At 44.1% G+C, this 24,185-nt stretch carries 24 protein-coding genes and 3 pseudogenes; 7 read left to right on the top strand and 20 right to left on the bottom strand.

All coding sequences use genetic code 11. The features are described 5' to 3' along the window. The 3 genes from ptkA to BGM23_RS03520 form a co-directional block, all read right to left on the bottom strand. Entirely contained in the window at positions 1-717 is a 717-nt protein-coding gene (ptkA, locus tag BGM23_RS03530; RefSeq protein ID WP_038427967.1) for a tyrosine-protein kinase PtkA, read from the bottom strand. Continuing rightward, a complete protein-coding gene (gene tkmA / locus BGM23_RS03525) occupies positions 707-1,453 on the bottom strand; it encodes a protein-tyrosine kinase activator TkmA (protein WP_003227811.1) in 747 nt (248 codons plus the stop codon). Before tkmA ends, ptkA begins: the two co-directional genes overlap by 11 nt. A gap of 233 nt (positions 1,454-1,686) precedes the next feature. Further along, positions 1,687-1,830, bottom strand: a complete 144-nt coding sequence (locus tag BGM23_RS03520; RefSeq protein WP_003242876.1) for a YwzD family small protein — start codon at positions 1,828-1,830, stop codon at positions 1,687-1,689. A gap of 203 nt (positions 1,831-2,033) precedes the next feature. Between BGM23_RS03520 and BGM23_RS03515 the strand changes: the two genes are divergently transcribed. Beyond that, positions 2,034-3,644: an SWIM zinc finger family protein gene (locus BGM23_RS03515; RefSeq protein ID WP_038427968.1), complete on the top strand. Its 1,611-nt coding sequence runs from the start codon at positions 2,034-2,036 to the stop codon at positions 3,642-3,644. Further along, positions 3,631-6,399, top strand: coding sequence for a DEAD/DEAH box helicase (locus BGM23_RS03510; protein WP_038427969.1), 2,769 nt, complete (start codon positions 3,631-3,633; stop codon positions 6,397-6,399). Before BGM23_RS03515 ends, BGM23_RS03510 begins: the two co-directional genes overlap by 14 nt. A gap of 127 nt (positions 6,400-6,526) precedes the next feature. On the opposite strand, the gene ywpJ is transcribed toward BGM23_RS03510, so the two are convergent. From ywpJ to ywpG, 4 genes are all read right to left on the bottom strand, one after another. Continuing rightward, positions 6,527-7,384 (bottom strand): phosphatase YwpJ, encoded by an 858-nt coding sequence (gene ywpJ, locus BGM23_RS03505; RefSeq protein ID WP_038427970.1) that lies wholly within the window; start codon positions 7,382-7,384, stop codon positions 6,527-6,529. A gap of 5 nt (positions 7,385-7,389) precedes the next feature. Next, a complete protein-coding gene (gene glcR / locus BGM23_RS03500) occupies positions 7,390-8,166 on the bottom strand; it encodes a transcriptional regulator GlcR (RefSeq protein ID WP_003244075.1) in 777 nt (258 codons plus the stop codon). Between the two features lie 223 nt (positions 8,167-8,389). Beyond that, on the bottom strand, positions 8,390-8,731 hold the full coding sequence (gene ssbB, locus BGM23_RS03495) for a single-stranded DNA-binding protein SsbB (protein WP_003227798.1): 342 nt from the start codon (positions 8,729-8,731) through the stop codon (positions 8,390-8,392). 76 nt (positions 8,732-8,807) lie between these two features. Next, the gene (gene ywpG, locus BGM23_RS03490; RefSeq protein ID WP_015714843.1) at positions 8,808-9,191 is read right to left on the bottom strand and encodes a DynA interaction protein YwpG; all 384 of its coding nucleotides are present in this window, start codon (positions 9,189-9,191) and stop codon (positions 8,808-8,810) included. A gap of 174 nt (positions 9,192-9,365) precedes the next feature. Between ywpG and BGM23_RS03485 the strand changes: the two genes are divergently transcribed. Then, on the top strand, positions 9,366-9,776 hold the full coding sequence (locus BGM23_RS03485; protein WP_014481144.1) for a YwpF-like family protein: 411 nt from the start codon (positions 9,366-9,368) through the stop codon (positions 9,774-9,776). A 139-nt stretch (positions 9,777-9,915) separates the two neighbouring features. On the opposite strand, the pseudogene BGM23_RS03480 reads toward BGM23_RS03485, so the two are convergent. Both BGM23_RS03480 and BGM23_RS22370 read right to left on the bottom strand, forming a co-directional pair. Then, a pseudogene (locus tag BGM23_RS03480) lies at positions 9,916-10,308 on the bottom strand (class A sortase); the annotation flags it as partial. 61 nt (positions 10,309-10,369) lie between these two features. Then, positions 10,370-10,522, bottom strand: a pseudogene (locus tag BGM23_RS22370) (prealbumin-like fold domain-containing protein); the annotation flags it as partial. Positions 10,523-10,555: 33 nt separating this feature from the next. Here BGM23_RS22370 and BGM23_RS03475 point away from each other — a divergent pair. Then, positions 10,556-11,391 (top strand): annotated as a pseudogene (locus BGM23_RS03475) (sensor histidine kinase). A 47-nt stretch (positions 11,392-11,438) separates the two neighbouring features. On the opposite strand, the gene mscL reads toward BGM23_RS03475, so the two are convergent. Both mscL and fabZ read right to left on the bottom strand, forming a co-directional pair. Beyond that, on the bottom strand, positions 11,439-11,834 hold the full coding sequence (mscL, locus tag BGM23_RS03470; protein WP_021445844.1) for a large conductance mechanosensitive channel protein MscL: 396 nt from the start codon (positions 11,832-11,834) through the stop codon (positions 11,439-11,441). A 72-nt stretch (positions 11,835-11,906) separates the two neighbouring features. Beyond that, positions 11,907-12,332: a 3-hydroxyacyl-ACP dehydratase FabZ gene (fabZ, locus tag BGM23_RS03465; protein WP_003221796.1), complete on the bottom strand. Its 426-nt coding sequence runs from the start codon at positions 12,330-12,332 to the stop codon at positions 11,907-11,909. A gap of 191 nt (positions 12,333-12,523) precedes the next feature. Between fabZ and rapD the strand changes: the two genes are divergently transcribed. Then, positions 12,524-13,588: an aspartate phosphatase RapD gene (gene rapD, locus BGM23_RS03460; protein WP_029726041.1), complete on the top strand. Its 1,065-nt coding sequence runs from the start codon at positions 12,524-12,526 to the stop codon at positions 13,586-13,588. Positions 13,589-13,610: 22 nt separating this feature from the next. Here the strand turns inward: rapD and flhP are convergent, their stop codons facing one another. The 5 genes from flhP to BGM23_RS21240 form a co-directional block, all read right to left on the bottom strand. Beyond that, positions 13,611-14,420, bottom strand: coding sequence for a flagellar hook-basal body complex protein FlhP (flhP, locus tag BGM23_RS03455; RefSeq protein WP_014478212.1), 810 nt, complete (start codon positions 14,418-14,420; stop codon positions 13,611-13,613). Positions 14,421-14,452: 32 nt separating this feature from the next. Beyond that, positions 14,453-15,265 carry a flagellar hook-basal body complex protein FlhO gene (gene flhO, locus BGM23_RS03450; protein WP_029726042.1) on the bottom strand — a complete coding sequence of 271 codons (813 nt, stop codon included), beginning with the start codon at positions 15,263-15,265 and terminating at the stop codon, positions 14,453-14,455. 162 nt (positions 15,266-15,427) lie between these two features. After that, entirely contained in the window at positions 15,428-16,429 is a 1,002-nt protein-coding gene (gene mbl / locus BGM23_RS03445; RefSeq protein WP_003227776.1) for a cell shape-determining protein Mbl, read from the bottom strand. A 165-nt stretch (positions 16,430-16,594) separates the two neighbouring features. Next, positions 16,595-16,876 (bottom strand): sporulation transcriptional regulator SpoIIID, encoded by a 282-nt coding sequence (gene spoIIID, locus BGM23_RS03440; protein ID WP_003221804.1) that lies wholly within the window; start codon positions 16,874-16,876, stop codon positions 16,595-16,597. Positions 16,877-16,890: 14 nt separating this feature from the next. Further along, positions 16,891-17,001 (bottom strand): protein usd, encoded by a 111-nt coding sequence (locus BGM23_RS21240; protein ID WP_010886628.1) that lies wholly within the window; start codon positions 16,999-17,001, stop codon positions 16,891-16,893. A 224-nt stretch (positions 17,002-17,225) separates the two neighbouring features. On the opposite strand from BGM23_RS21240, the gene BGM23_RS03435 reads away from it, so the two are divergent. Together BGM23_RS03435 and BGM23_RS03430 are read left to right on the top strand one after the other, a co-directional pair. Beyond that, positions 17,226-17,639, top strand: coding sequence for a MarR family winged helix-turn-helix transcriptional regulator (locus BGM23_RS03435; protein ID WP_003227771.1), 414 nt, complete (start codon positions 17,226-17,228; stop codon positions 17,637-17,639). A 21-nt stretch (positions 17,640-17,660) separates the two neighbouring features. Continuing rightward, entirely contained in the window at positions 17,661-18,851 is a 1,191-nt protein-coding gene (locus BGM23_RS03430; protein WP_003227769.1) for an MFS transporter, read from the top strand. 82 nt (positions 18,852-18,933) lie between these two features. On the opposite strand, the gene BGM23_RS03425 is transcribed toward BGM23_RS03430, so the two are convergent. The 4 genes from BGM23_RS03425 to BGM23_RS03410 all read right to left on the bottom strand — a co-directional run bounded on the left by BGM23_RS03425 (position 18,934) and on the right by BGM23_RS03410 (position 24,022). Further along, positions 18,934-20,340, bottom strand: coding sequence for a right-handed parallel beta-helix repeat-containing protein (locus tag BGM23_RS03425; RefSeq protein WP_029726043.1), 1,407 nt, complete (start codon positions 20,338-20,340; stop codon positions 18,934-18,936). 103 nt (positions 20,341-20,443) lie between these two features. Continuing rightward, a complete protein-coding gene (gene pucI / locus BGM23_RS03420; RefSeq protein ID WP_029726044.1) occupies positions 20,444-21,916 on the bottom strand; it encodes an allantoin permease in 1,473 nt (490 codons plus the stop codon). 178 nt (positions 21,917-22,094) lie between these two features. After that, positions 22,095-23,453, bottom strand: coding sequence for an MFS transporter (locus BGM23_RS03415; RefSeq protein WP_029726045.1), 1,359 nt, complete (start codon positions 23,451-23,453; stop codon positions 22,095-22,097). Further along, positions 23,453-24,022, bottom strand: a complete 570-nt coding sequence (locus BGM23_RS03410) for a hydrolase (RefSeq protein ID WP_015251033.1) — start codon at positions 24,020-24,022, stop codon at positions 23,453-23,455. Before BGM23_RS03410 ends, BGM23_RS03415 begins: the two co-directional genes overlap by 1 nt. Between the last annotated feature and the right edge of the window lie 163 nt (positions 24,023-24,185).

Raw genomic sequence — 24,185 nt, 5'->3', positions numbered from 1 at the left:
TTATTTATTTTGCATGAAATTGTCCTTGTTTCCGTAATATCCGTATTCAGAGTGCTTCGAAAGCTTTTTGCCGTTCATAATCGCCCCAAGAAGCTTGCTTTTGCACGTTTCAAGCGCCTCTTTCGCTTTTGCGGCTTGTTCTTTTTCTGTTTTCCCGCTTGAAATAACCAGTACAGAACCGTCTGCCACGTTGCCTAAAATCTGTGCATCTGCTACGGCAAGAATAGGCGGCGTATCAAAAATGACCATATCATATGCCGCACACGCTTCGTATGCAAGCTCCTTCATCCACTTCGAGGAGAGAAGCTCGGCCGGGTTTGGCGGGATCGGGCCGCTCGTCAGCACGTCAAGATGTTTTTCATTCGATGCTTGTACAGCCTGCTCCATAGAGCTTTTTTTTAATAAAACAGATGTTAAGCCAACCGTATTTTCAAGAAAAAAGGCCGTATGTACTGTTGGTTTTCGCAAATCAGCATCAATCAGGAGCACTTTTTTTCCCTGTTGGGCGAATACGACAGCCAGATTGGCGGCCGTTGTTGATTTTCCTTCCCCCGGACAAGCCGATGTAATCATGACTGATTTCATTTGCCGGTCCACTGAAGCAAATTCTATATTCGTGCGAATCGTCCGATATTGTTCAGAGTTCAAGGATTTCGGCTCTGTCATTGCAATGACATTTCTCCGCATCCGCGAGCCTCTGTTTTTTCTAAGCGCCAAAATGTCCACTCCCCGTTTTTTCAGATTGGAAACCCTGTAAGGTCTTTGCTGTTTTCTGCTCATTCGCAATGGTGGAAACTGTCCCTAAAACAGGTATGTCCAGCAAGGATTCGAGCTGCTCTTCCGATTTGATCGTATTATCCAAATGCTCAAGCAGGAAGGCCAGTCCGATGCTTCCCGCCAATCCGGCCGCAAACGCGATGGCAATGTTTAGTAGCGGCTTTGGCGATACAGGGGACGGATGTTCTGAAACCTCGGCTTTTGACAGAATGCTGACATTGTCAACATTCATAATGGATGTGATTTTGTCTTGAAAAACAGATGCTATAGTATTGGCAATATGAGCCGCTGTTTCCGCGTTTTCATCCCTGACTGATATGTTGACCACTTGGGAGTCCTGTTCGCTGGATACGGTAATTTTGTCATTCAGTTCTTGGGATGTCATCGACAGGCCCATTTCTTTAATGACTTCATCTAAGATGGCAGGGCTTTTAATGATGACATTGTACGTATTGATTAACTGAAGATTGGTTTGGACATCGTTAAATTGAACTTCTTTTCGTTCATTTTTCGATTGGTTGACCAGAATCTGAGTTGAATTTTCATAGATGGGTGTAAGTGCGAAGAAACTAATGAGTCCGCCGGCAGCAGTGGCAGCTGCGGTTACAATCATAATCAAAAGTATGCGTTTTGTTAACGTTGATAATATCTCTTTTAAGCTAGTAGATTCTCCCATGATACCTCCAAATCTCTTATAACATCCTTTTCCATTTACGATTATACAACGTTGAAACCGCATTTCTCCAGCTTTTCACGTGACATAATTCGACATTTTTTTACAAAACGATATGCTAATCTTTTTTATGTAAGCGTTATATTTACTGTGTTGACAGTGCTGTCTCATTTTCTCTTATTCGTGCAGTCACGTCATCTCGCATAAAAAAATCCCGCTAAAGGCGTGCGGGATTTTTATGTTGCATATCCATTTTTAATATGAGAAATCAAATTTTCAAGCATTTCCTTCGTCGTCATCTCAGATGACTGCTCACCAATTTCATGTGCATGCATCAAAATTTTCAGAAATTCTTCTTGATTCAATTTCTTTTCACTCATCTTTTTTTTCCTTTCAGCTTCCATTAAGTTGAAAACACGATTATTATATGATGCTGGTTATCAATTTGCAATCTCTAATACATCATTCGACACATCCCATTTTTTATGTCCTTTTTTAGGAAAAACTTTTTAAGGCCGATGTGTTGCGATATAATAGAGAAATTGGATCTTTTTATTACGTGACTCGGTTAGGAGCGATAATCATGCTTCAGAATATGATTTCCAAAGACGATGTGCTGGCATCTGCTGAACAGTTAAAAGAACTTCTTCCTTACAATGAGGAAAATGTTCAGCTGATCAAAAAAGCCCTTATTTTATATCGGCAGGATTCAGTCTATCGTTTACAAGCAGTGAGTCCGACGGAAGTTACGGCTTACGTGCAGGATGTTGTGCCTGTGCGGGTCACATTGAACTTGTTTGTCATAGTCAAAAGCGGCTGTTCATGTCCGTCCGGAAGAATCTGCCGCCATATGCTGGCTGTGTTTTTATATGTATATGCAATGTTCGAGCGAGTGGGTACTTTTACAGAGTATTGGCTGGAGAGGGAAAAGCTAGAGGAAAGCAAAGAGCTCGTCCGCCGCCAGTTTCAGGAAAAGGTGCTGCCTAATGAAGAATCACTTTCAAGCTGGCTTGCTTTTTTTGATTCAGAGTTTTCTCTCTGGCAGGCACGTACGCCAGAAGGCAGCCAAAACATGCAGGGCCTCTATTACGGCTACCTGTCCGCATTAAAAAAACATGCGCCGAACAAGCCGGAGCTGAAAAGCCTGTACCAAATTCATTCCGCGATTGCGGTTTGGCTTCGCATGTTCACATTGATTGAAGCAGGCAAGCTGAACCCCGAACAAGATTTTTATTCCCTCAATCCGTACGTTGAACAGCTGATGGATACAATCTACAGCTCTATTGATAAATTAAAAACATACGCGCTGTCTTTTGCGCTTGATCCGTTTTTGGATAAAACACCGGATGTTATCCGACATTTGCTGTTGAAAGAAGAAATTTTCCAATATGAACGCATCCGCGTCTTCGGTGAAATTTGGAGTGCGCTGCTTTCGCGTCCAAAATGGGTGGCACGCGAACAGGAGATGTTGAAAAAAGAAGCAGGACGGCGTTTTTCTCCCGAATTGCAATTCGGGCGCCTGCATTTGGAATTCCTGCAAAAGAATGATGACGTTATTTTTGCGGAAGCGGATCAATTCCCGCCGGAAGCGCTCCCTTATACGTTCCAATGGCTGAGTGAAATGACTGCCAAGAAGGACTGGAAACGGCTTAAAACATGGTACCAGCAAATTGAGCCAATTGCGATGGGTTATACGAAGCTGGATAAGCCGTTTAAAGAGATGCGCGATGTGATCGGCGAGTTGTTCCTTCTGTTGAATGCCTATGTGCAGCAAACCAATGATCAAGCGCTGTTTGAGCGCTTTGCCGCGGGCTGTCTGCCGTATACGTTCACAGAATACAGCCATCATTTATATGAAAAAAAACGCTATGCCGAGTGGATTGAAATTCATAGCCTTGTCGGCTTTTCCATCAATGAAATGGATAAAATGATGCTCAAGGAAATTGCAGCGAGCGACCCTGAGGCGCTTATACCGGCTTACCATAGAGAAGTGGCTTTTTTCATTGATCAGAAGAACCGCAGCTCGTACAAGGAAGCCGCCCGGTATTTGAAAAAATTGCGCACCCTGTACAAAAAAGCGAAAAAGCAGAAGGTGTGGGAGCGGTATATTCAGCTGCTGAGCTCGCATTACAAGCGCCTGCGTGCGCTTCAAGAAGAACTGCAGAAAGGAAAGTTGATTGATGGCGAGTCTTAAAGAAATTCTCATCCACGTCGAACAAATGGAAGATGGGTCATTTACGCTCTCAGCCTTTGATGAGAATGAGCAGCCTCTTCCCTACAGCCATATGAAAAAGCATTTGTTCCAATGGCATGAATCCTCATTTTACGGAACCTTTCTAGAGGATGTCAGCTTCATCGGGACGACTGCTGTCCTGCTATCTCCATGGATGACTGTAGAGCTTCTCGGCAAAAACTCGTTCAACTCATTCAGCTCCGTGCAGCTTACAGAAGAAACGGAGCCGCTGATCGAGGCGGCATCGACCATCTACGAATTTATCGCGGACGGCGATTTTATGCCTGACTATGACGCATGGACAAACGGTGTTTTTCGCTGGAAGGACCGCGATAATATACTGGAGGGCTTTACTGCGGAATGGTTTTCCGCTGCCGTACAGGATTACATCCAGTACGACGATGACCTGCGGGAGAAATGGGAACATATCAAGGAGAAATCGCCTGCGGTTACGACATTCCGCGGCCATTTTCTTGATGAAGAGGATTTTCTGGAAGGCATTGGCTGGATTGACGACCAATCTCCATTTACTGTCGGCTTGCGCTTAAATGAACCGGACTTTGACGGAGACGAATGGAAGATCGAGATGTTTTTACGCGATAAAAAGAGCGGCGCTGTAGAATTCTTTGACGGACTGAAAAGCCTCAAAAAATCGTGGCAGGCGTACAGCGATAAAATCGCGCGTGAGCAGGACCGCTTTCACAGAACGGTTCCGTGGCTGTCGTTTGATTCCGGGACAACGCTGATCTCGGAGGAAGAAGCCTGGATCTTCCTGTCAGAAGCAAGTGAGACGCTTGTCGATATGGGGGTAGAAATCCTCCTGCCGTCCTGGTGGCAGATTGTCAGAGACAGCAACATGATGCTGAAAGCAAAGGTGTCGTCCTCCCCGCGCGGCGAGTCATTTGTCGGCATGAATGCACTGCTTGATTTCAACTGGCGGTTTGCGACAAATGGAATTGAACTGACTGAGGCTGAATTTAATGAGCTTGTCGCCAGCAACAGGCGCCTTGTTAATATCCGCGGGCAATGGGTTAAAATCGATCCGCAGTTTATCAAACAGATGAAACGCCTGATGGAAAAAGCAGAATCAGAGGGACTCCACATGTCTGATATTCTGGCGCGTGAGCTAATGGATCAGCAGGATGGCGGACTTGAGGATTCGGATCTGATTGATACATCCGCTTTCGCAGGCATTCAGTTTGATCTGTCTAAACAGCTCAGGTCACTGATTCGAAAGCTCACTGCCGCGGAAAACCTGCCGGAGCACGAAGTCAGTCCTTCTTTCAAAGGAACGCTCCGCCCTTATCAGAAATACGGCATGAACTGGCTGCTGTTTCTGCGGGAAAGCGGTTTTGGCGCCTGTCTGGCTGACGATATGGGGCTTGGGAAAACGATTCAAATGATCGCCTATTTCCTTCACGTGAAGGAAAGCGGCCGGCAAAAAACGCCTCATTTGATTATTGCGCCGACATCCGTACTTGGCAACTGGCAGCGGGAGCTTCAAACCTTTGCCCCTGATCTGTCTGTCGCGCTCCATTATGGGCCGCGCCGGCCAAAGGGTGATGATTTCGCCGCGCATTATGAAAACGCAGACGTGGTGCTCACTTCATACGGTCTGTCACATGCCGATACTGAAGAGCTTACTTCTGTGACATGGAACACGATCTGCCTTGATGAAGCGCAAAATATTAAAAACGCGCATACGAAGCAATCACGCGCAATCAGGAAGCTGAAGGGGCTTCACCATATCGCGCTGAGCGGCACGCCGATGGAAAACCGACTGACTGAGCTGTGGTCTATTTTTGACTTCATGAATAAAGGCTACCTCGGCAGTTTGACCGGCTTCCATAAACGCTATGTGCTGCCGATCGAAAAAGACCGGGACGAAAAGAGAATCGGACAGCTTCAGCAATTAATCCGGCCATTCCTTCTCCGCCGGACGAAACGGGATGAAGAGGTCGCGCTTAATCTTCCTGAGAAGCTGGAAGAAAAAGAATTTATCCCTCTGTCAGCCGAGCAGGCATCCCTTTATGAGCAGCTCGTCAAAGACACTTTTGACCATATGACATCCCTGACCGGCATGCAGCGAAAAGCGCTGATCCTCAGCATGCTTGGACGGCTCAAGCAAATATGCGATCATCCCGCGCTTTATTTAAAGGAAGAGCAAACCGAGCTGCTGGCCGGCAGATCAGTCAAGCTCGAAAAATTGCTGGAACTGATGACAGCGATCCGCTCCCAAAACGAAAGCTGCCTGATTTTCACGCAATACATTCAGATGGGGAACATGATGAAGCGGCTGCTTGAAAAAACGTTCGGGGAACCTGTGCAATTTTTAAATGGGAGTCTCTCCAAGCAAGAGCGGGATACACTCGTTGAGAAATTTCAAAGGAAAGAATATCCGACACTGATTCTTTCACTCAAAGCTGGAGGCACCGGACTTAATTTGACCGCCGCCAATCACGTCATCCATTATGACAGATGGTGGAACCCGGCGGTTGAAAATCAAGCGACTGACCGTGCATACCGCATAGGCCAGGAGCGCTTTGTCCACGTTCATAAAATGATTACGACGGGAACAATCGAAGAAAAAATTGATGTCATGCTTGAATCCAAGCAAACCCTGAACGATCAAATTATCCAAAGTGAAAACTGGATTACCGAGCTTTCCACACAGGAGCTTGAAGAACTGTTTACATTAAGCGCTACAGCGCAATGATCATGACTAAAAAAGCTGGCTCTGATAGAGCCAGCTTTTTTCCGTTCATAGCCGTCACGCCGAATCTCCAAAAAATCCGTTACGCCGGTTATATCAACAGGATGCGCTTTTGGAGCAGCACATATACCTACAGCAAATGTTTCATCATATGTGCGACACCATGTTCGTCATTGGTTAAGGTGACAGCATCGGCTATCGATTTGATGTCTTCCCGGGCATTGCCCATCGCTACACCTTTTCCCGCAGCCTCCAGCATCGATTTGTCATTTAAACTGTCACCTACAGCAGCGGTTTCCTCGAGCGGAATATTCAGCTGTTTTGCAAGCCTCTTCAGCGCCTGCCCCTTGGAAGCTTTGCGGGAAGAAAGCTCAAAGTTGTGCTCAGCCGAACTGACAAGCGTCAAATCTTCGGCATGCTCATATCTTTTCCAGCCTGCCTCAAGCTTTTCTTTGAAGAAAGAAAAGCCGAGAATATTGTAAAAATCGATTGGCTGATCGGCTTCAAACAGCTCTTGAAAAGAGTTAATGTAAGCAAAGCCCGATTGGCTGTATTGCACCTCGGCCGCCTGCTTAAGGACAGAAAGATCTGTTTCCGGGTTTGCGCTTCTAAATCTGTCCAGCTCAACATCAAGAAGTTCTCTGCCGTTTTGAGGCGTATAAATCGCTGAACCTGTGAATACCTCATAATAATAGTTTTCCGACTCAAGCCATGAGAGAATGTCATACGCCCGTTTCGTATCAATCGTTTCGTGATGATAAAGCCTGCCGTCGGGATCGTGAATGACGGCGCCGTTTGCACTGATCACCCATGTTTTGATCCCCAGCGGTTCAAAGATTGACATGACGTCAAAATGAGCGCGCCCAGTTGACACCACCACTTCAATGCCGTCCAGCTGCGCCTGCCGCAGTGCGTTTTCATTTTCCAAGCTTACCTGATGCTTGCTGTTGAGTAAGGTTCCATCTAAATCAATCGCAATTAATTTCACGTTTGTCAGTCCTTTCCTTCATCCTGCTCTGTCACGAGAAGCTCAACGCCGTTTCGGTCAAGCAAGTCACAAAATGCCTGATTCGGCAGCCTGTCTGTAATCAAAAGGTCGATTTCATTCAGCTCCGCATACTGATAAAAACTGGTGCTGCCCAGCTTCGAATGATCTGCAAGCGCGATGACCTGCTTTGCCTGCTGTATCATTTTCCGCTTCACCATGCCATCCTCTTCATGCGCAATTGTAATGCCATGTTCGGAAATACCGACCACACCAATCAGCGCTTTATCAACATGGTAGCTTGAGAGCTTTTCAATCACAGAGGACCCGTACAGAAAGCGGTGCTCCTTTTCCAGCTTGCCTCCCAGCAGATAAATTTCAATTCCCTCTTTATCGGACAGCACATCCGCAAGATTAATCGAATTGGTGATTACCGTACAATCAACCGCATTCAAATGCTTTGCACATGCCTGAACAGTTGTAGAGGCGTCTAAAATCACCCGGTCTCCATCATGAATAAGCGATGCTGCAAGCCTGCCGATCTTATTTTTTTCCTCAGACACTGTTTTCAGGCGGCCGGAATAGCTTTGAATTTTCTGATGCACAGTCGGTAAAATGGCGCCGCCTCTTGTGCGGATGATGGCATTCTGTTCCTCAAGTTTCACAAGATCTCGTCGCGCTGTATCCCTTGACACTTGCAGGAGCGTACAGATCTGCTCCGTTGTAATTCGGTTATGCTGTTTTAAAAAATCCAAAATCGCTACTAATCTTTCTTCTTGGTACACGCCCTCATTCCTTTTCTCAGCAATCATTTATAAGTAATTATAAGTTTTTATTTGATTTTATTCAACATTAATAAGTGATTTTAAGTAAAAATGCGTCGAGAGAACCAATTTTTCCTAAGTAGGCAAAAAGAAAGAACCAGTCTGGTCGACTGGTCAATTTTGAGGGGATGATGCGAAGATCCGGATAATAGTGAATGGATAGATAACGGGAGGAGCAGGGGTGTCAATCAGCAGCTTTTTCCCGGGGTTTAGGGTCCATAAAACGAACAGTGTCAGCCAACACTTCTGTTACATACACGTTAACGCCTTCCTCGTTTTCATAGCTTCTTGTCTGAATCCGTCCGCTTACGCCGACGAGAGAACCTTTTTGGCAATACAACGCCGTGTTTTCAGCTGTTTTTCTCCAAAGTGTGCAATTGACGTAATCAGCTTCGATTTCACCTGAAGCATTCTTGAAGCTGCGGTTCACCGCGAGCGTAACATGTGCAACTGCCGCACCGGCGGAAGTGTAGCGAAGATCAGGATCTTTTGTAAGACGTCCGACAAGCATGACCTGATTGAACATGCGATTCCTCCTCTCCTTGCGGTTGTATGTATTGTAAATGATGCAACAAGAAAAGAAAAACGCTTAAAAATGGCTTTCAGCCTCTGTTTTTATCTTTCGTTTTCATTTTTCCTTCAGCTAAAAACATCTTTTGCTTTTTTCCTTTGAAGAAATATGTACTTTTTAAAAAACAGAAAAAGATTTGCTTTGTCAGCCAGTTTTGCGTATTCATGCGCACATAGGAAGAGCCATCCCACGCAAACCACTGAAAGCTCAATTTTTTTTCCGGCATTGACAGCTTGATTTTATACTGCTCCATGCCATCTTGTGTTTCGTATAAAAAACTTATTCTTCCTTTTTTGTTCAGATGAACCTCAAACACTTCTTTACGGCTTAACATATATGTTACTTCCTTTTGAATCAAATGGCTTTCAGAAGGAGCGCCGTCAATATAAATTTCTTTTAAACGAAATTGATTCATACCACATCTCTCCGTAATCCATAGTCAGTTACAGTATAATGAAAAAATAGAAATTATTAAATGTTTCGCTCATACAAAATTCTTTAGCCCCAGCATTGCAGGATTTTTTCCTCGAAAACGTTTATGTTATAATGGAAGGCAAGAAAACTTTGGAAGTAATCGGGGTGAGAAGAAATGAAAACCTTTAAACTGGTTGACCTGAATGTGGAACGAGTGGACAAGGAAGAACAATCAATCGAACAGTTTCCCCTTATTGACGGACTGATTATAAATAAAGAAGACGGTGAAAATCACTGGCTGATTGAGGCGCTTGTACAGAAAGAACATCTGTCTTTTTTTGAACAGCTTCTAAACAGCCAATCTGAAGCCAAAGTATTTGTAACGATCACGAAAAAAAGCAATCGCCCCGCCCAGCTGACAGCAGCAGTGAAAAATATCGTCAAGCTGGAAGAAAGCATCCAGGTTTTACTCTATGGACAAATGGTCACAAGAAAACAGCAGGGCACTGAAACCATTCTCGAGTCCCTTGTAAAAGAGGGCTATACAGGAACAAAACTCATTGAGGCATTTAAACAAAAGTTATAAATATGAGGGGGCATGTTCCCCAAAACAGACACAGAACCGAAGAGCATCACAATAGACATTTAGAATAGATATGTTCTGCATGAAAAAAGCTGCCGTTTTGAACGGCAGCTTTTCTTTTCGTGCTTTCACTCTTGCATATTTAATTTGTATGGCCAAAAGAATCAACCAATTCCCCTTTCACAACAAGGCGCCCTTCAGTTTTGACCGCCTTGTCACATGTGATTAACGTAATCTCTTTTCTGTTTGTCTCACGAATTACATCTGCATCCATTTCCGATATGATGTCTTTAGATGTTACAGAATAGATATAATCCTTTTTAAAATCCGTGATGACAATTTGGGCACCTGTTTTTATGTTTTCCAGAGGTCCGAACAGAAGATTCTTTTGCTTCAAATGATGGCCCGCCAACGGATAATTTCCCTCACCCATTTTTTGATCCGGGCGCATTGTTGCCGCCCCTATCAAAAGATTTTCATTGGTTGTGCCTTTTACGATCGGAAGCTCCAGATCGACACTTTTAATTGTTATCCGCCGCCTTGATTGTGAAGTGAATCACGTGCTTTCGACGTTCTCCACTTGACTGGAATGCTTTAATGGCGATCCCGGCATCTGTAGCTTCAGGCTTTCCTTCAGAGGAATCAGAAATCTCAAACTCTATTTTCTCAGTGTTCAGCACATAACCGGCTGGCGCTTTCGTTTCAACAAAAGCGTATTGTCCCGGTGCAAGGCCTGAAGCTGTGACTTTATGATGCCGGATATGACTGGTTTCGAAGTCTGTATGAAAATTCGCGAACGATTCAGCATGGTGGATCTTCCGGTTCTGATCATTACAGCTGCCATTATCGGCCATGACAAATACAAGGCTTTTCATGCCGGAGCGAATGACATTTTGCAAAAACCTTATCATTACTCTGAATTTATGGCGCGTATTCAAAACCTGATCATGATGAAACATACAGCAAATCAAGCCACAAGAATGGAAATGGCGTTTCTCCAGTCGCAAATCAAGCCTCATTTTCTTTATAATGTATTAAACACGATTATTTCTCTCACTCATTTGGATATTGAAAAGGCCCGGGAGGTAACAGAGGAATTTACCAACTATTTAAGAATGAGTTTTGACTTTCAAAATACATCAGCCATCAGTTCCTTCAGACATGAGCTTTCGATTATCAATTCCTATCTTTCTATAGAAAGACGCGATTCGGTAATCGGCTTGAGGTTCTTTTCGATATAGATGAAGACATTGACTTTATCCTTCCGCCTTTAATGATTCAGCCCTTGGTGGAAAATGCCGTTCTTCACGGTGTCAGCAAGAAAAGAGGCGGAGGATGGATCAAACTGACAGCTAAAAAACAAAGCAAAAATGAGTATCACATCAAAGTAGAGGATAACGGTGCGGGGATGCCTCCGGAAAAACAAAAAGATCTCTTATCTGCGGATTTCGATCGCAGCGTCGGGTTGAAAAATATCAATCAGCGGCTGAAACATTTTTGCGGAAGCGAGTTGATGATCATCAGCACTCCGGATGCAGGCACCTCTGTCTCAATGCTCATTCATCTCGCTGAAACAACAGAAAGCCCCGCGGGACTGAAGGACATAGAACGAACCTAAACGAAAATTGAGATAAAAAAAAGACGCCGTTTATAACGGCATCTTTTTTATTCCGGCGACTTTGCTTGCTGCTTCAGCAGGTCTCTGATTTCTTTCAGCAGCTCCTCCTGCGCATCCACCGCTTCCTCCGCAGCCTCTTCTTCTGCTGCTTCTTTTTTGCGCCTTAACCCATTCAAAGTCCGAATGACGATAAAAATGGAGAACGATATAATTAAGAAGTTCACAATCGTCTGTATAAAGCTGCCATACTTCACTACAGCATCGCCAAACGTAAACGACAGGCCTGAAAAGTCAAGCCCTCCCAGCAGCAAACCGACCAAAGGCATAATGATATCATTTACTAGAGATGTGACGATCTTTCCGAAAGCGCCGCCTATCACAACACCAATCGCAAGGTCTACGATATTCCCCCGCATGGCAAAGGCTTTAAATTCATTCCACATACAATCACCTGCTTTTCTATATTTGTAAAGAAAAAAAGACAAATGTGCCGCTGGCCATCTGCCTTTTTTCAATTATTCTCCGAGGGCAAAAGTCAGTTCTACTTCGCAAACGACTTCGCCATCAACTGTGGCAACGCCTTTTCCGCGCCCGATTGTGCCGCGGGCACGAATGATTTCAACCTCAAGGTGAAGCTGGTCACCAGGCTTGACTTGTTTTTTAAAGCGGCAGTTATCAATGCCTGCAAAAAAAGCCAGTCTGCCGCGGTTTTCTTCTTTAATCAACATCGCAACAGCTCCGACTTGAGCGAGTGCTTCTACGATTAATACGCCGGGCATAACCGGGTACTGAGGAAAATGTCCGTTAAAGAACTCTTCATTAGCGGTTACATTTTTATAGCCTTTTGCCCGTTTGCCCTCTTCAACTTCCGTAATCCGATCCACAAGCAAAAACGGATAACGGTGAGGAATAATTTCTTTAATTTGCTGAGTATCAAGCATTGTCTTGACATCTCCTTCATCTGCATTAGTATGTATAGCAATCATCAAAGATCCAATCTGTACATTTGAAAAGTATATTATGAATTAATCTCTTTTTCAACCGCGCTAAAATGTAACCAACTGTCAATGAGAGCCGTCAAAAGTTATGATATGATAATTATAGATTTTACCAATAGCAAAGAGGTAGGAAAATGATTTCGAAGTTTATTGAAAAAAGAATGCTAAACATGTTAGACGAGTGGTATTCCGCAATGAGCAAACGCAAAATGAATCACGTTTGCACACTGAAAGAGAAAATTGATCAGCACCTTCCAAAGATCAAAAAGAACACAAAACTTTGGATGCGTTATCAATTGTTTCAGGCCCGCCATCAGCTGCTTTTTGAAAACCAGAACGGACTCGATTCATTGTTCGATGACCTATATGGCCTGGAAGACAAAATGGATGATGAATTGAAATATTATCTGTATTTTTTCTCTGGGTTATATGAGATGGTAAAAACAGCTCCGAAACATGCAGTACATCATTTTAAAAAAGCTGAACAGTACCTGGCCGCCATTCAAAATACGTTTGAAGCCGCTGATTTATATTATCAAACCGCCGGCGCCTATTACTTGATGAAATCACCGCCGCTTTCCATCCAATACGTCAAAAAAGCATTACACATCTATTTGCACCAATTCGGCTATATCAAAAAGGTAATCACCTGTAAACTTTTGCTCGCCGTGAATTATATTGATCAAGAACGCTATGAAAAAGCTGAACAGCTTTTCAAAGAAATCATTAAGAAAACCCAGCAACTACATGACGAAAACCTGCTATGCCATGCTTATTATAACCTTGGCTTTTTAAAAGCGACCGAGAAAAAAGACCAGGAAGCGCTTCTTTACTTTAGGAAAGTATTAAAGAATCAAGAATTTGAAATGAATTCACCAGTCTCATATCTTCATTGTGTGTACGAGTCTGTCAGAGCGCTTTTTAAAACAGGGAACATCACAGAAGCTAAAGCCGTCCTTCAAAAAGGAAAAGAATTATCTGAAAAGGTAGACATTCAAACCATTTATTTAAAATTAAAAACGCTTGAAGCCCTCTACACATCAGCCGAAGACCCTTATGACCAGCTGCTCGAATATGTGCTTGAATTAGAAAAAATCGAGGCGTGGGTGGATTTAGAAGTGCTGTTAGAAGATATTACGGAATACTACAAAAAAAAGGACGATTTCGAAAAAGCCGCTTTTTTTATCATGCGCGGCTGATTGAAAAACGCCCATTTTCTTATTATCTGACTGAATTGATTAAACCGAGCATTTGATCTCCCATTGTGATCGTTCTGCTGTTCAGCTGATATGAACGCTGGGACGTGATCAAATCTGTCATTTGTTCTGAAATATCGACATTGGACATCTCAAGTGAGCCCTGCTGCATGCCGATGTTTTGTCTATTAGCGCCGTTTAGCTCTTCAAAAGCTGCCGCATTATCAATAGAGAAAAGGTTATTCCCTTCCGATTTCAGCTCTTGAGGGTTATTCACTTGGACAACGCCAAGATTAAACCGCTGAACCGCGTTTCCATCAGATGCGGTTAAGGTGCCGTTCTTATTGATGGTGATATTCTTCATTGAGCTGTCGATGTTCACTGTATTGCCGTTCTCATCAAGTACGGGATACCCATTTCCAGTGACGAGCTGCAGCTGGTTGGCATTCGCAGCGGACGGCGTTACATACAGCGCCCCGTCCCTCGTATACTGGCGGTTTCCATTTACATTTACCTGAAGATACTGGTATGGAGACGTAAATGCGATATCCAGATCGCGATCGGTCTTCTGAATGCTTCCTTGATCAGAGACCAGGCGTGAATTCATCATCGCTCCGACGCCAAGGCGCAAGCCGGGCGGCGTTTTTCGGGCTTTTGCCACTTCCTCGTTTTTTTCATCAACCTGATCGAATTGCTGTCTGACAAGCTCAGAAAAATTCGTATCTTTTGCCTTATAGCCGGTTGTGTTGCTGTTTGAAAGGTTGCTGCTGATTGTGTCAATCTGCTGCTGCAGCTGGTTTAAGGTTGTTGATGCCGTTAGCATTGACCTGAGCATAGTTGATGTCCCCCGTTTTTTCTTCCGTTATCTTAAATTTTTCCAATTTCATTTGCTGCTTTATCCATACTTTTATCGTAAGCCTGAATAACCTTCTGATTCGCCTCAAACGATCTGTATGCTTCAGTCATTTCTGTATAGGCGCTTGTCACATCCACGTTTGAAAGCTCTGAGACGCCTTGTTTTAATGAATAGGATACCTGATTATTTCCGGCTGCGCTTGGCAGATCATTACCGTCCGCCGTGCTGTACAAATCATTTCCGTCCCGTTTGAGATTGCGGACATCTTCCGCCATTCTGACATCAATCTGGCCGGCTGTGCGTCCGTTCGTTGTCACAGTACCGTTTTCAGACACAGTGAAATTCTCATTATCAACAGTGATTGGCTGGCGATCCGTCGATAAAATAGGGCGTCCGTTGATCGTCAGCTGATTGTTCTCATTTAGTGAAAATGTGCTGCTTTTTGAATAACGAATTCCATCCGCTGTTTGAACCGGATAAAAAAGAGCAGCTTTTTCATTGGTTTCCGCATTCATCGGAACTTGATTTTCGATCAATGCAATGTCTGTAGGCTGGTCTGTGGACTTCAGGCTTCCCTGTGTAAAGAGAGGCTTGAGCTCCTGCATATATACTCCGGTATTCACGGAACCGATTTCCGCCCTTGATGTCCTGGCCGGAGATTTTGATTCTATTCTGCTGAGCAGCATCTCAGGGAACGCGCGCATAGAGCCTTGATCAGCTTTATATCCTGATGTATTTGCGTTAGCAATATTATTTGAAAGCATTTCCGTTCTTCGCTGCTGGGCAATCATTGCGGATGTTGCTGTATATAATCCTTTTAACAAATTTCCCACCTCTAAAAATGGCATTTTTTCCAGTTGTCATATAGGAACGTTCGTTCTATAATAAAAACTCAGTATTTTATCCTATTATCGTCATTTAACATCTTTTCGTGAAGGCTTTTTCATAAAAAAACCTCATTCTTTTTCAGAATGAGGTTTGTGAAATCAGCTTAGTTTGCGTTTAGGAAGCTTGTCCATATTATCAAGCATGACACCTGTGCCGATGGCTACGCAATCCATAGGATTTTCAGCAACGAGGACCGGTACCTTCAGCTCTTCAGCAAGCAGCTGGTCAAGGCCGTTTAAGAGCGCGCCTCCGCCGGTAATAATAACGCCGCGGTCAATAATATCAGCAGAAAGTTCAGGCGGTGTTCTTTCGAGCACTTGTTTCGCAGCCTGAACAATAACAGCGACAGATTCACGAAGGGCTTCTTCAACTTCTTTACTGTTTACTGTAATTGTTCTTGGAAGACCGGAAACCATGTCCCGTCCGCGAATGGAAATTTCCTCGTGACGTGCGTCTGGGAAAACAGTTGCGACTTTAATCTTAATATCCTCCGCAGTACGTTCGCCGATCAGCAGCTTGTACTCGCGTTTGATATAATTTAAGATTTCCATGTCAAACTTGTCCCCAGCCATTTTAATAGAAGAGGAGGTGACAATATCGCCCATTGAAATAACCGCGATATCCGTCGTCCCGCCTCCGATGTCTACAACCATGTTACCGCTTGGCTGGAATATTTCCATACCCGCGCCGATAGCGGCAACTTTAGGTTCTTCTTCAAGGTACACATGTTTCCCGCCGCTTTTTTCTGCAGCTTCTTTGATTGCTTTTTGCTCAACGGATGTAATATTCGTCGGGCAGCAAATGAGCATGCGCGGCTTTGAGAACAGGCCTTTTACATTCAGCTTGTTAATAAAATGTTTCAGCATTGCTTCTGTTACTTCAAAGTCAGCAATAACTCCGTCTTTCAGCGGGCGAATCGCAACAATATTCCCAGGTGTACGTCCAACCATTCGTCTTGCCTCTTCGCCAACCGCCAGCACTTTGCCGCTGTTTTTATCAAGTGCAACAACGGAAGGTTCATTCAGAACAATTCCTTTACCTTTAACATGGATCAGTACATTTGCAGTACCGAGGTCAATACCAATATCCCTTGCAAACATCTATTTATATCCTCCTTGAAAATCTGTTTCACAGTAAATATCCACATTGTGCCCTAATTATATATATTATCATAAAATATAGAAAAAAAGTTGGAAGCACAATAAGTTCTTTACAAATTTTTGCGGATGTTTTATGAACGATTTCAAGAAGGCAATGCCAGGTGATTACGATTGCTGAACAGGCTCTCCTTCGAGAATTTCATCTTTTTTATATTTGAGCTTTGTCGCTTCTCCTCCTCTTAAATGCCTGATGGATTTATGATAATCGAGTATTTCTTTCACTTCGTTTGCCAAGTCGGGGTTAATTTCAGGCAGACGCTCTGTTAAATCCTTGTGTACTGTACTTTTGGAAACACCAAATTCCTTCGCAATGACACGAACGGTTTTCTTTGTCTCCACGATGTACTTCCCTATCTTGATTGTTCGCTCTTTGATGTAATCGTGCACACCACTCGACCTCCCTAAAATGGATGTGAGAAGTGTGAAATGAGATCCGTATTCTGTAAAGAGTCGTTCATTATGCCGCTTCTTCGTTGTATGGTTTTAAAAGTAAGTTTGTGAAATATGCCCACGATCCCTCACCTCAAACACTCTCTTTGTTAGGTTTGTAACAGTGTATTAGCATTCTTTTGGGAATATGCTAAAAACTCAATAAGGACAAGGGGTGAAACGAACTTTTTCAAATTCAGCAAACTATTTCGCGTCACTAAATTTTCATCTTTACAACTATTGATCGCTCCTGTAAAATGAAATAAGCAATTAGTTACTTAGGTAAGTTTTTTAGAAGGAGACCGACATGTCCTACGTCAACAGACACCTCATTCATCAAATCAACCAAAGCGCCCGCCTGATTGCCAAGAAAGCCAATGAACAGCTAGAGCCATTCGGCCTTTATTCATCTCAATGGTCAGTTTTATATTGTTTGCGTACGATCGGACCAATGACTCAAAAAGAGATTTGGTCCTATTTAAATGTGGAAGCGCCGACTGTGACTCGGACGATCAAACGCCTGGAGGAGAACGGCTGGGTTCAGAGACGGCAAGGTGAAGACAAACGGGAAAAACTTGTTGTCCTCACAAAAGAAGCCGAGAAAAAATACGAAGAAATTAATGTGAAAATGCTGAAATTCGAGGAAGAGCTGCTTGCTGATTTCCGGGATGAAGACAAAGAAGCTTTTTCTCATTTATTCCGCATGTTTTTACAACAATGAAAATAAGGAAGTGACATACATTTGAAAAAAGCGGATGCGATATGGACCAAGGATTTTATTATGGTCCTGCTTGTCAATTTATTTGTGTTTGTGTTCTTTTATACATTTTTAACTGTATTGCCGATCTATACGCTGCAAGAGCTTGGCGGCACAGAATCACAAGGCGGGCTTTTAATCAGCCTGTTCCTTCTGTCTGCGATCATTACACGGCCTTTCTCCGGAGCCATCGTTGAGCGTTTCGGGAAGAAAAGAATGGCGATTGTATCAATGGCGCTCTTCGCCCTATCATCTTTTCTGTATATGCCGATTCATAACTTTTCCCTGCTGCTCGGATTGCGGTTCTTCCAAGGAATTTGGTTCAGCATTTTAACGACTGTTACAGGTGCAATTGCCGCTGATATTATTCCAGCCAAACGGCGCGGTGAAGGGCTTGGATACTTTGCCATGTCTATGAACCTCGCTATGGCGATCGGGCCTTTCCTTGGTCTGAATTTGATGAGAGTGGTAAGCTTTCCTGTATTCTTTACAGCCTTTGCGCTGTTTATGGTTGCGGGCTTACTTGTTTCGTTCTTGATAAAAGTGCCGCAAAGTAAGGACAGCGGTACGACTGTATTCCGTTTTGCGTTCTCGGATATGTTTGAAAAGGGCGCACTCAAAATTGCGACGGTCGGTTTGTTTATTTCTTTCTGTTATTCAACAGTCACATCATATCTGTCTGTATTCGCCAAATCAGTTGACCTTTCGGATATCAGCGGATATTTCTTTGTTTGTTTTGCGGTGACAATGATGATTGCACGCCCGTTCACAGGGAAATTGTTCGACAAAGTCGGACCGGGCATTGTCATTTATCCATCAATCCTGATTTTCTCTGTTGGACTCTGCATGCTGTCCTTCACACATAGCGGCTTAATGCTTCTGCTTTCAGGGGCGGTTATCGGTCTTGGCTACGGATCAATCGTTCCTTGCATGCAAACATTGGCGATTCAGAAATCTCCGGCTCACCGCTCCGGTTTTGCAACGGCAACGTTCTTTACCTTCTTTGACAGCGGAATTGCTGTAGGATCTTATGTATTCGGATTGTTTGTAGCATCTGCCGGCTTCTCTGCCATTTATTTAACAGCGGGGCTGTTCGTTTTAATTGCCCTGCTTCTCTACACGTGGAGCCAGAAAAAACCTGCTGAGGCTGAAGGAAAAGTGTCTATTGCAGAATAACTTGTCAGACTGCCGGGAAATCCCGGCAGTCTTTTTTGCATATAAAAAAAGGCGTCCTCTTAGAGAACGCCGCTTATAGCAGTTATTCAATGACAGGCCGCGCAGGTGAATCAGGGTCTAACGAAAAATCATAGGACGCTTCATCACGAAACATCGGATCGGCATAAATGGATTGCTGATCGTTTTTTGTTGCTTTTCGATACGAAGAAAATGAATCATATTCTTTCTTTTTCCACATCCATATGCCGTCTTGATCCGCTTCCTTGTGGTACACGTTATGATTGACCGTATTTCCTTCATTTTCTGTAAAATCGTTTCCGATAAATAATCTGGAATCACCGGCCGTCAATATATTCTTTTCAATTGTGTTGTTTTTCGTATCGTACTGCAGCAGCAGCTGTCCGCCGTACAGTCCCTTTGTGTCATTCCGGTACATAATATTGCGGGCAATCAGAGAATTGCTGGTGCCGCCCCGCTTTTTGTCATATCCTCCGATTGAAATACCGGTGTACGCATTGTTGTACACTTTGTTGTCTGTGATCTGAATGGCATTTGCATACTTTCCTTTGTGTTCAGACGTTGCTTCAATCCCAATATCGTTATCGTAAACTGTGTTGTTCTTAATTTCGATATCGTGTCCTCCATCGACATAAATCCCGCCCGCTGAGTATTCATCTCCATAAGCAGGATTGCCGTAAGTCGAGTTTTGATAAACTGTATTGTTTTCTACGACTCCGTTTCGCACGTAATCGTTTTTATCCGCGGTTCCCTCATAACCAATTAGATCAATCCCGATGTTATTATTGTTGCGGACCACATTGCCTGCAACTGTGAAGCCGTCGATATTACCGTTCAGCACAACTGCTTCACTCGCTCCAAGCGTCAGTTTCTCAACTGTATTGTCCTCGATTCGGATGTCTTTCATGCTGCCAGTCCCATAAACTGCGATTCCGTGAGCATTTCCTTCATCCGCAGTTGTCTTAATCCCCCGGATGTGATTATCCTTAATGGCGATATGACCGCTGGACCCTGATACATAAATCCCTATAGCAGTTGCTTCCTCAGATGAAACAGAAAGATCTTGAATTGTTAAACCGCTGATGGCAATATCATGTTTATCGTGAATACGAATAAGCGGTGTTTCATATTCAGCGTTCGCAACGGATTCACCGCTAATCACGACGTTTTCATTTTCATAGTTTCGGAATGTGATAGGCTTTCCGTCCGTACCGCTGTGCTTTACATCAAGGATTTCATGATACGTGCCCTCCCGAATCATGACAGTTGTGCCGGCAGCAGCCTTCTCAGATGCGTGTGCCAATGTACGAAACGGCTTTTCTTTTGTTCCTTCATTTTGATCACTGCCATTTGGCGAAACATACAGATAATCCCCAGATCCTTCCTCATTCGCTTTTGTCTTATCATAAACGAAAGCGAGGATGACAGACGTTAAAACACCCGCCAAAAGAATAAAATACCATTTTCTCATTTTCGATTCCCATTTCGTTTTAGAATAGATTTTAAAACAATTATAAATGTTCTATTTATGGAAAACCATTCAAAAATATGAAAATATACCGTCTAAATAGATCTTATTCAGCCTGGCTGACCTGCGCATGTTCAACCGTTTCAATTGCCAATGATGCAGGCGGGTGAACACGCATCAGAACAATGTAGAAAAGAAAGGAGATCAGCACACCTACAAACCAAGAAATATCGTATAAGCTTTTCAATGCAGGAACATACATGCCAATCAGCGAAATCAGCGCTCCTAACATTGTGGCTGCAAACGCACGGTAATTGTAGCCCTTCCAATACACATACCGTCCTGTTTCGGAATACAGGTCATCTACCGAGAGCTCACATTTGCGAATGATAAAATAGTCGGCCATCATCACGCCTGCCACCGGTCCAAGCATGCCGCCTATTAAGCCAAGAAACGCATATACGCTTGTCGCGCTCTCCATCAGCTTCCACGGAACCGTAAATAAAGCGAGCAACGCTGTGATAAAGCTGCCACGTTTGAAATTGATATATTTCGGCAGGGCATTCGCTATATCATAAGCGGGCGATACGATGTTCGCCGCGACATTTACAGAGATCGTGGCGATGCAGAGCGTGATCACGGACAAGACGATGACATAAGGGTTATCAAATCGCGCCAAAATATCGACAACATCCCAAATCGGCTCTCCGAACGCGACCTGCGAGCCGGAGGTCACCGTAATACTTGCGAATGCGAACAGCGCAAACGTTCCCGGTAAACCGTAAAATTGTCCTTTGATTTGCTCTTTTTGTGTTTCAGCAAAGCGTGTAAAATCAGGTATATTTAAGATCAATGTCGCCCAGATGCCGATGATGCCAGTAACTCCGGCAGCAAACGGCCAGAATGTTTCTGAAAACGTATGAAACTTTCCTGGTTGAGAGTATATCGGGCCCAATCCTCCGGCAATATCAACGGCCCACCATACCATGCCGCCAAATACCAGATACACTAAAGGCCCTGCCCACACCTCAAAACGTTTAATCGACTCCATGCCGTGATGCAATACGAGTAAATGAATGGCCCAAAAGAATACAAAGGAAAGCAAACCAGACAAGTGAATGCCGAGAATGTTCCACTCGCCGCCAATTTCTCCCCAGCCCGGCCACATATTCAAAAGCAAAATGTTCAGTGCCGTGCTACCCGCAAAGGTCTGGATGCCAAGCCACATGATAGCTGTAAACGCCCTTAGAAGCGCGGGGATATTCGCGCCGTATATCCCGTAAGAAGCCCGAATGATCACGGGAAACGGCAGCCCGTATTTTGCCCCCGCATGGCCGTTTAAGGCAAGAGCGCCAAATAGGATAAGTGATGCCGTAATAATGATCGCCAGCACCTGCCAAGGCGAAAGGCCGATCGCAATTAATCCTCCCACCGTCGCGTAGGTCGGTATGTTATGTATACATCCCATCCAAATGGAGGCAAAGTTCATTGCTTTCCACGTCCGTTTTTCCTGTCCCAAAGGCACCAGATCTTCATTGCTCAGCCTGTTGGATTGCTGCTGACTCTCTTTTAATTTCATAGCCGGCTCCCCTTTCCATATTGTCTATATGTCATCACGTTATGTTTTTTGACATCAGATGTCACTTAATATAACTGAAGAGTCAGACAATAACACTGGCTATGATATACAATTTTCCCGTTTGTATTTGAACAGCTTAAACAAGAAAAAGAGACAGACCTCAGAGCCCGTCTCTTTCTCAAGATGCAGTTTTCATTAATGCAGCAAACCTCACAGCCATTAACAGGCTTGCTCCGCCCGCTATGATCATAATGATTCCCATCATATCAAAATGGGCTGCCGTGATTTCTTTACCAAAAAGAATGCCAAGGATCACCGAAGACAAAATCGATCCTAGGTAACGGCAGGTTTGAAACAGGCCTGAAGTCGTTCCTACCATGTTGGAAGGACTCGTTTTTAGCATCGCTGCCTGAAGCGCGACATTGCCCAGTCCGTAGCCTATACCCAAGAGCGACAGAATGAGCCCTTTACCGATGGTCTGGACATTGATAAAAAAGATGGTTAAGAGCACGGCTCCAGCCGTCATCAAAAGTGCTCCCGCAAAGATCGGCTTGACGACACCAGATCGGTCGATCCATTTGCCGGTTAGAGGTGACACAACGATGCTCATTCCAGACATAAACAGCATAAACAGGCCGCTCGTTTGAACAGAAAGATGCATTTCATCCTGAAAGTAACTTGGCAAACCAAAAAATAAACAATAGAAGAAAACATTCAATAAAATAAACTGAACATACACGGCTGACAGGTTTCGCTGTGTTTTAAACAGACGGACATCAATAAACGGCTTATCCGTTTTCAGTTCGCGCCAGACAAACGCACAGAGCAGAAGCAAGCCAAGCACACCTTCAACCGCATGCGGCGACGTGCTGAACGACAGCAAAAAGGATAGAAGGAAAATGATTCCCCCGGCAAATAAAACAATTCCAAGAATGTCGAGCTGCTGAATAATGGTTTTGATTCCTGCCCCTTTTTTCTGATCTTTCGGGAACATATACAGGCCCAATAAGAAGCTGAGGATAATAAACGGCAAATTAACGATAAAGATCGCCGGCCAGCCTCCCCATACAATCAAAAACCCGCCGACTGTAGGCCCCAGCGCCGTCATGGCTGACGCAAAAATAGAGAGTACAGCCAAGGCTGAAGCTTGGCGTTCATGAATATGATTCCGAATCAAGCCGACACCTGACGGATAAATCGCACTGCTCCCCACCGATTGAAACAGCCGCATGACCAATAATGTCATAAACGTCGGCGCAAACGGCGCCCCGATGGCAGAAACCGCAACAAGAATAAGCCCGAATAAAAACAAGCGTTTCCGCCCAATCAAATCACCGAGCTTCCCCGTTACGGGCTGTGCCACGGCACTCGCCAAGTAAAACGAGGAAATCAGCCAGGAAACCGTTGTAAACGAGAGGTGAAACTCATGCTGGATGCTATGGAGCGCAAGAGAGATCATAGACGAGTTCAGCGGATTCAGCATTGTTCCCGAAGCCACCGCTGTTAAAAAAACAGCCCGGCTTTTTTTCGATAACATCATTTCACTTGTTCCAGAAACTCTTCCGTTGTCCGCGATTTACCGATTCTCGGGAAAATAAAGCGCAGTGTGGCTTCATGCTCTTCATCGCTAAATGTGGACATGGCATCTGTAATAAAAATCTGCTGATAGCCAAGCTGAAATGCCTCCCGTGCTGTGCTTTCCACCCCGATATTCGTTGCGATGCCGCACAATACAATCGTATCAATGCCGCGGCGTCTGAGCTGCAAGTCTAAATCTGTGCCAAAAAAAGCACCCCATTGCCGTTTTGTCACAGTATAATCGCCATCCTGCACACCGATTTCCGGAACAAATTCGGCCCAGTCCGCAGGCATTTTCCCTGAACCTCCCTGCGCAGGCTCATCCGTTTGCGGCTTCAGGGCGTCCGCTCCATCATGAAAGGCTACATTTACAAAGCTGATGAACCCGTTATGTTTCCGAAATTCATCTACGAGCTTTTTCGCGTTCGGGACAACCTGGCCGCTTTGATCAATCGGCACAATTCCCTTTTGTAAATCAATGATAACCAATGCTGTTTTTTGAAAATCAATGTTGAGTGTATTCATCATACGTCTCCTCCTGATACTGTTAGTGTTTCTCACATTGCATATTTTACTCTTCACACTGCCTAAGTTCTTTTATGATGCTTGTGAAATTCTCAGAAGGAGCGTTTTCTCATGATTTTTCTTTTATGTAGTAGTAACAGGTTGTGCATACGAACAAACCGGCAAG

Origin of the sequence: Bacillus sp. FJAT-14266 (genome assembly GCF_001719225.1) — a bacterium.
In the GTDB taxonomy this organism is placed as follows: domain Bacteria; phylum Bacillota; class Bacilli; order Bacillales; family Bacillaceae; genus Bacillus; species Bacillus subtilis.
This window is presented reverse-complemented; position numbering and strand designations above follow the sequence as displayed.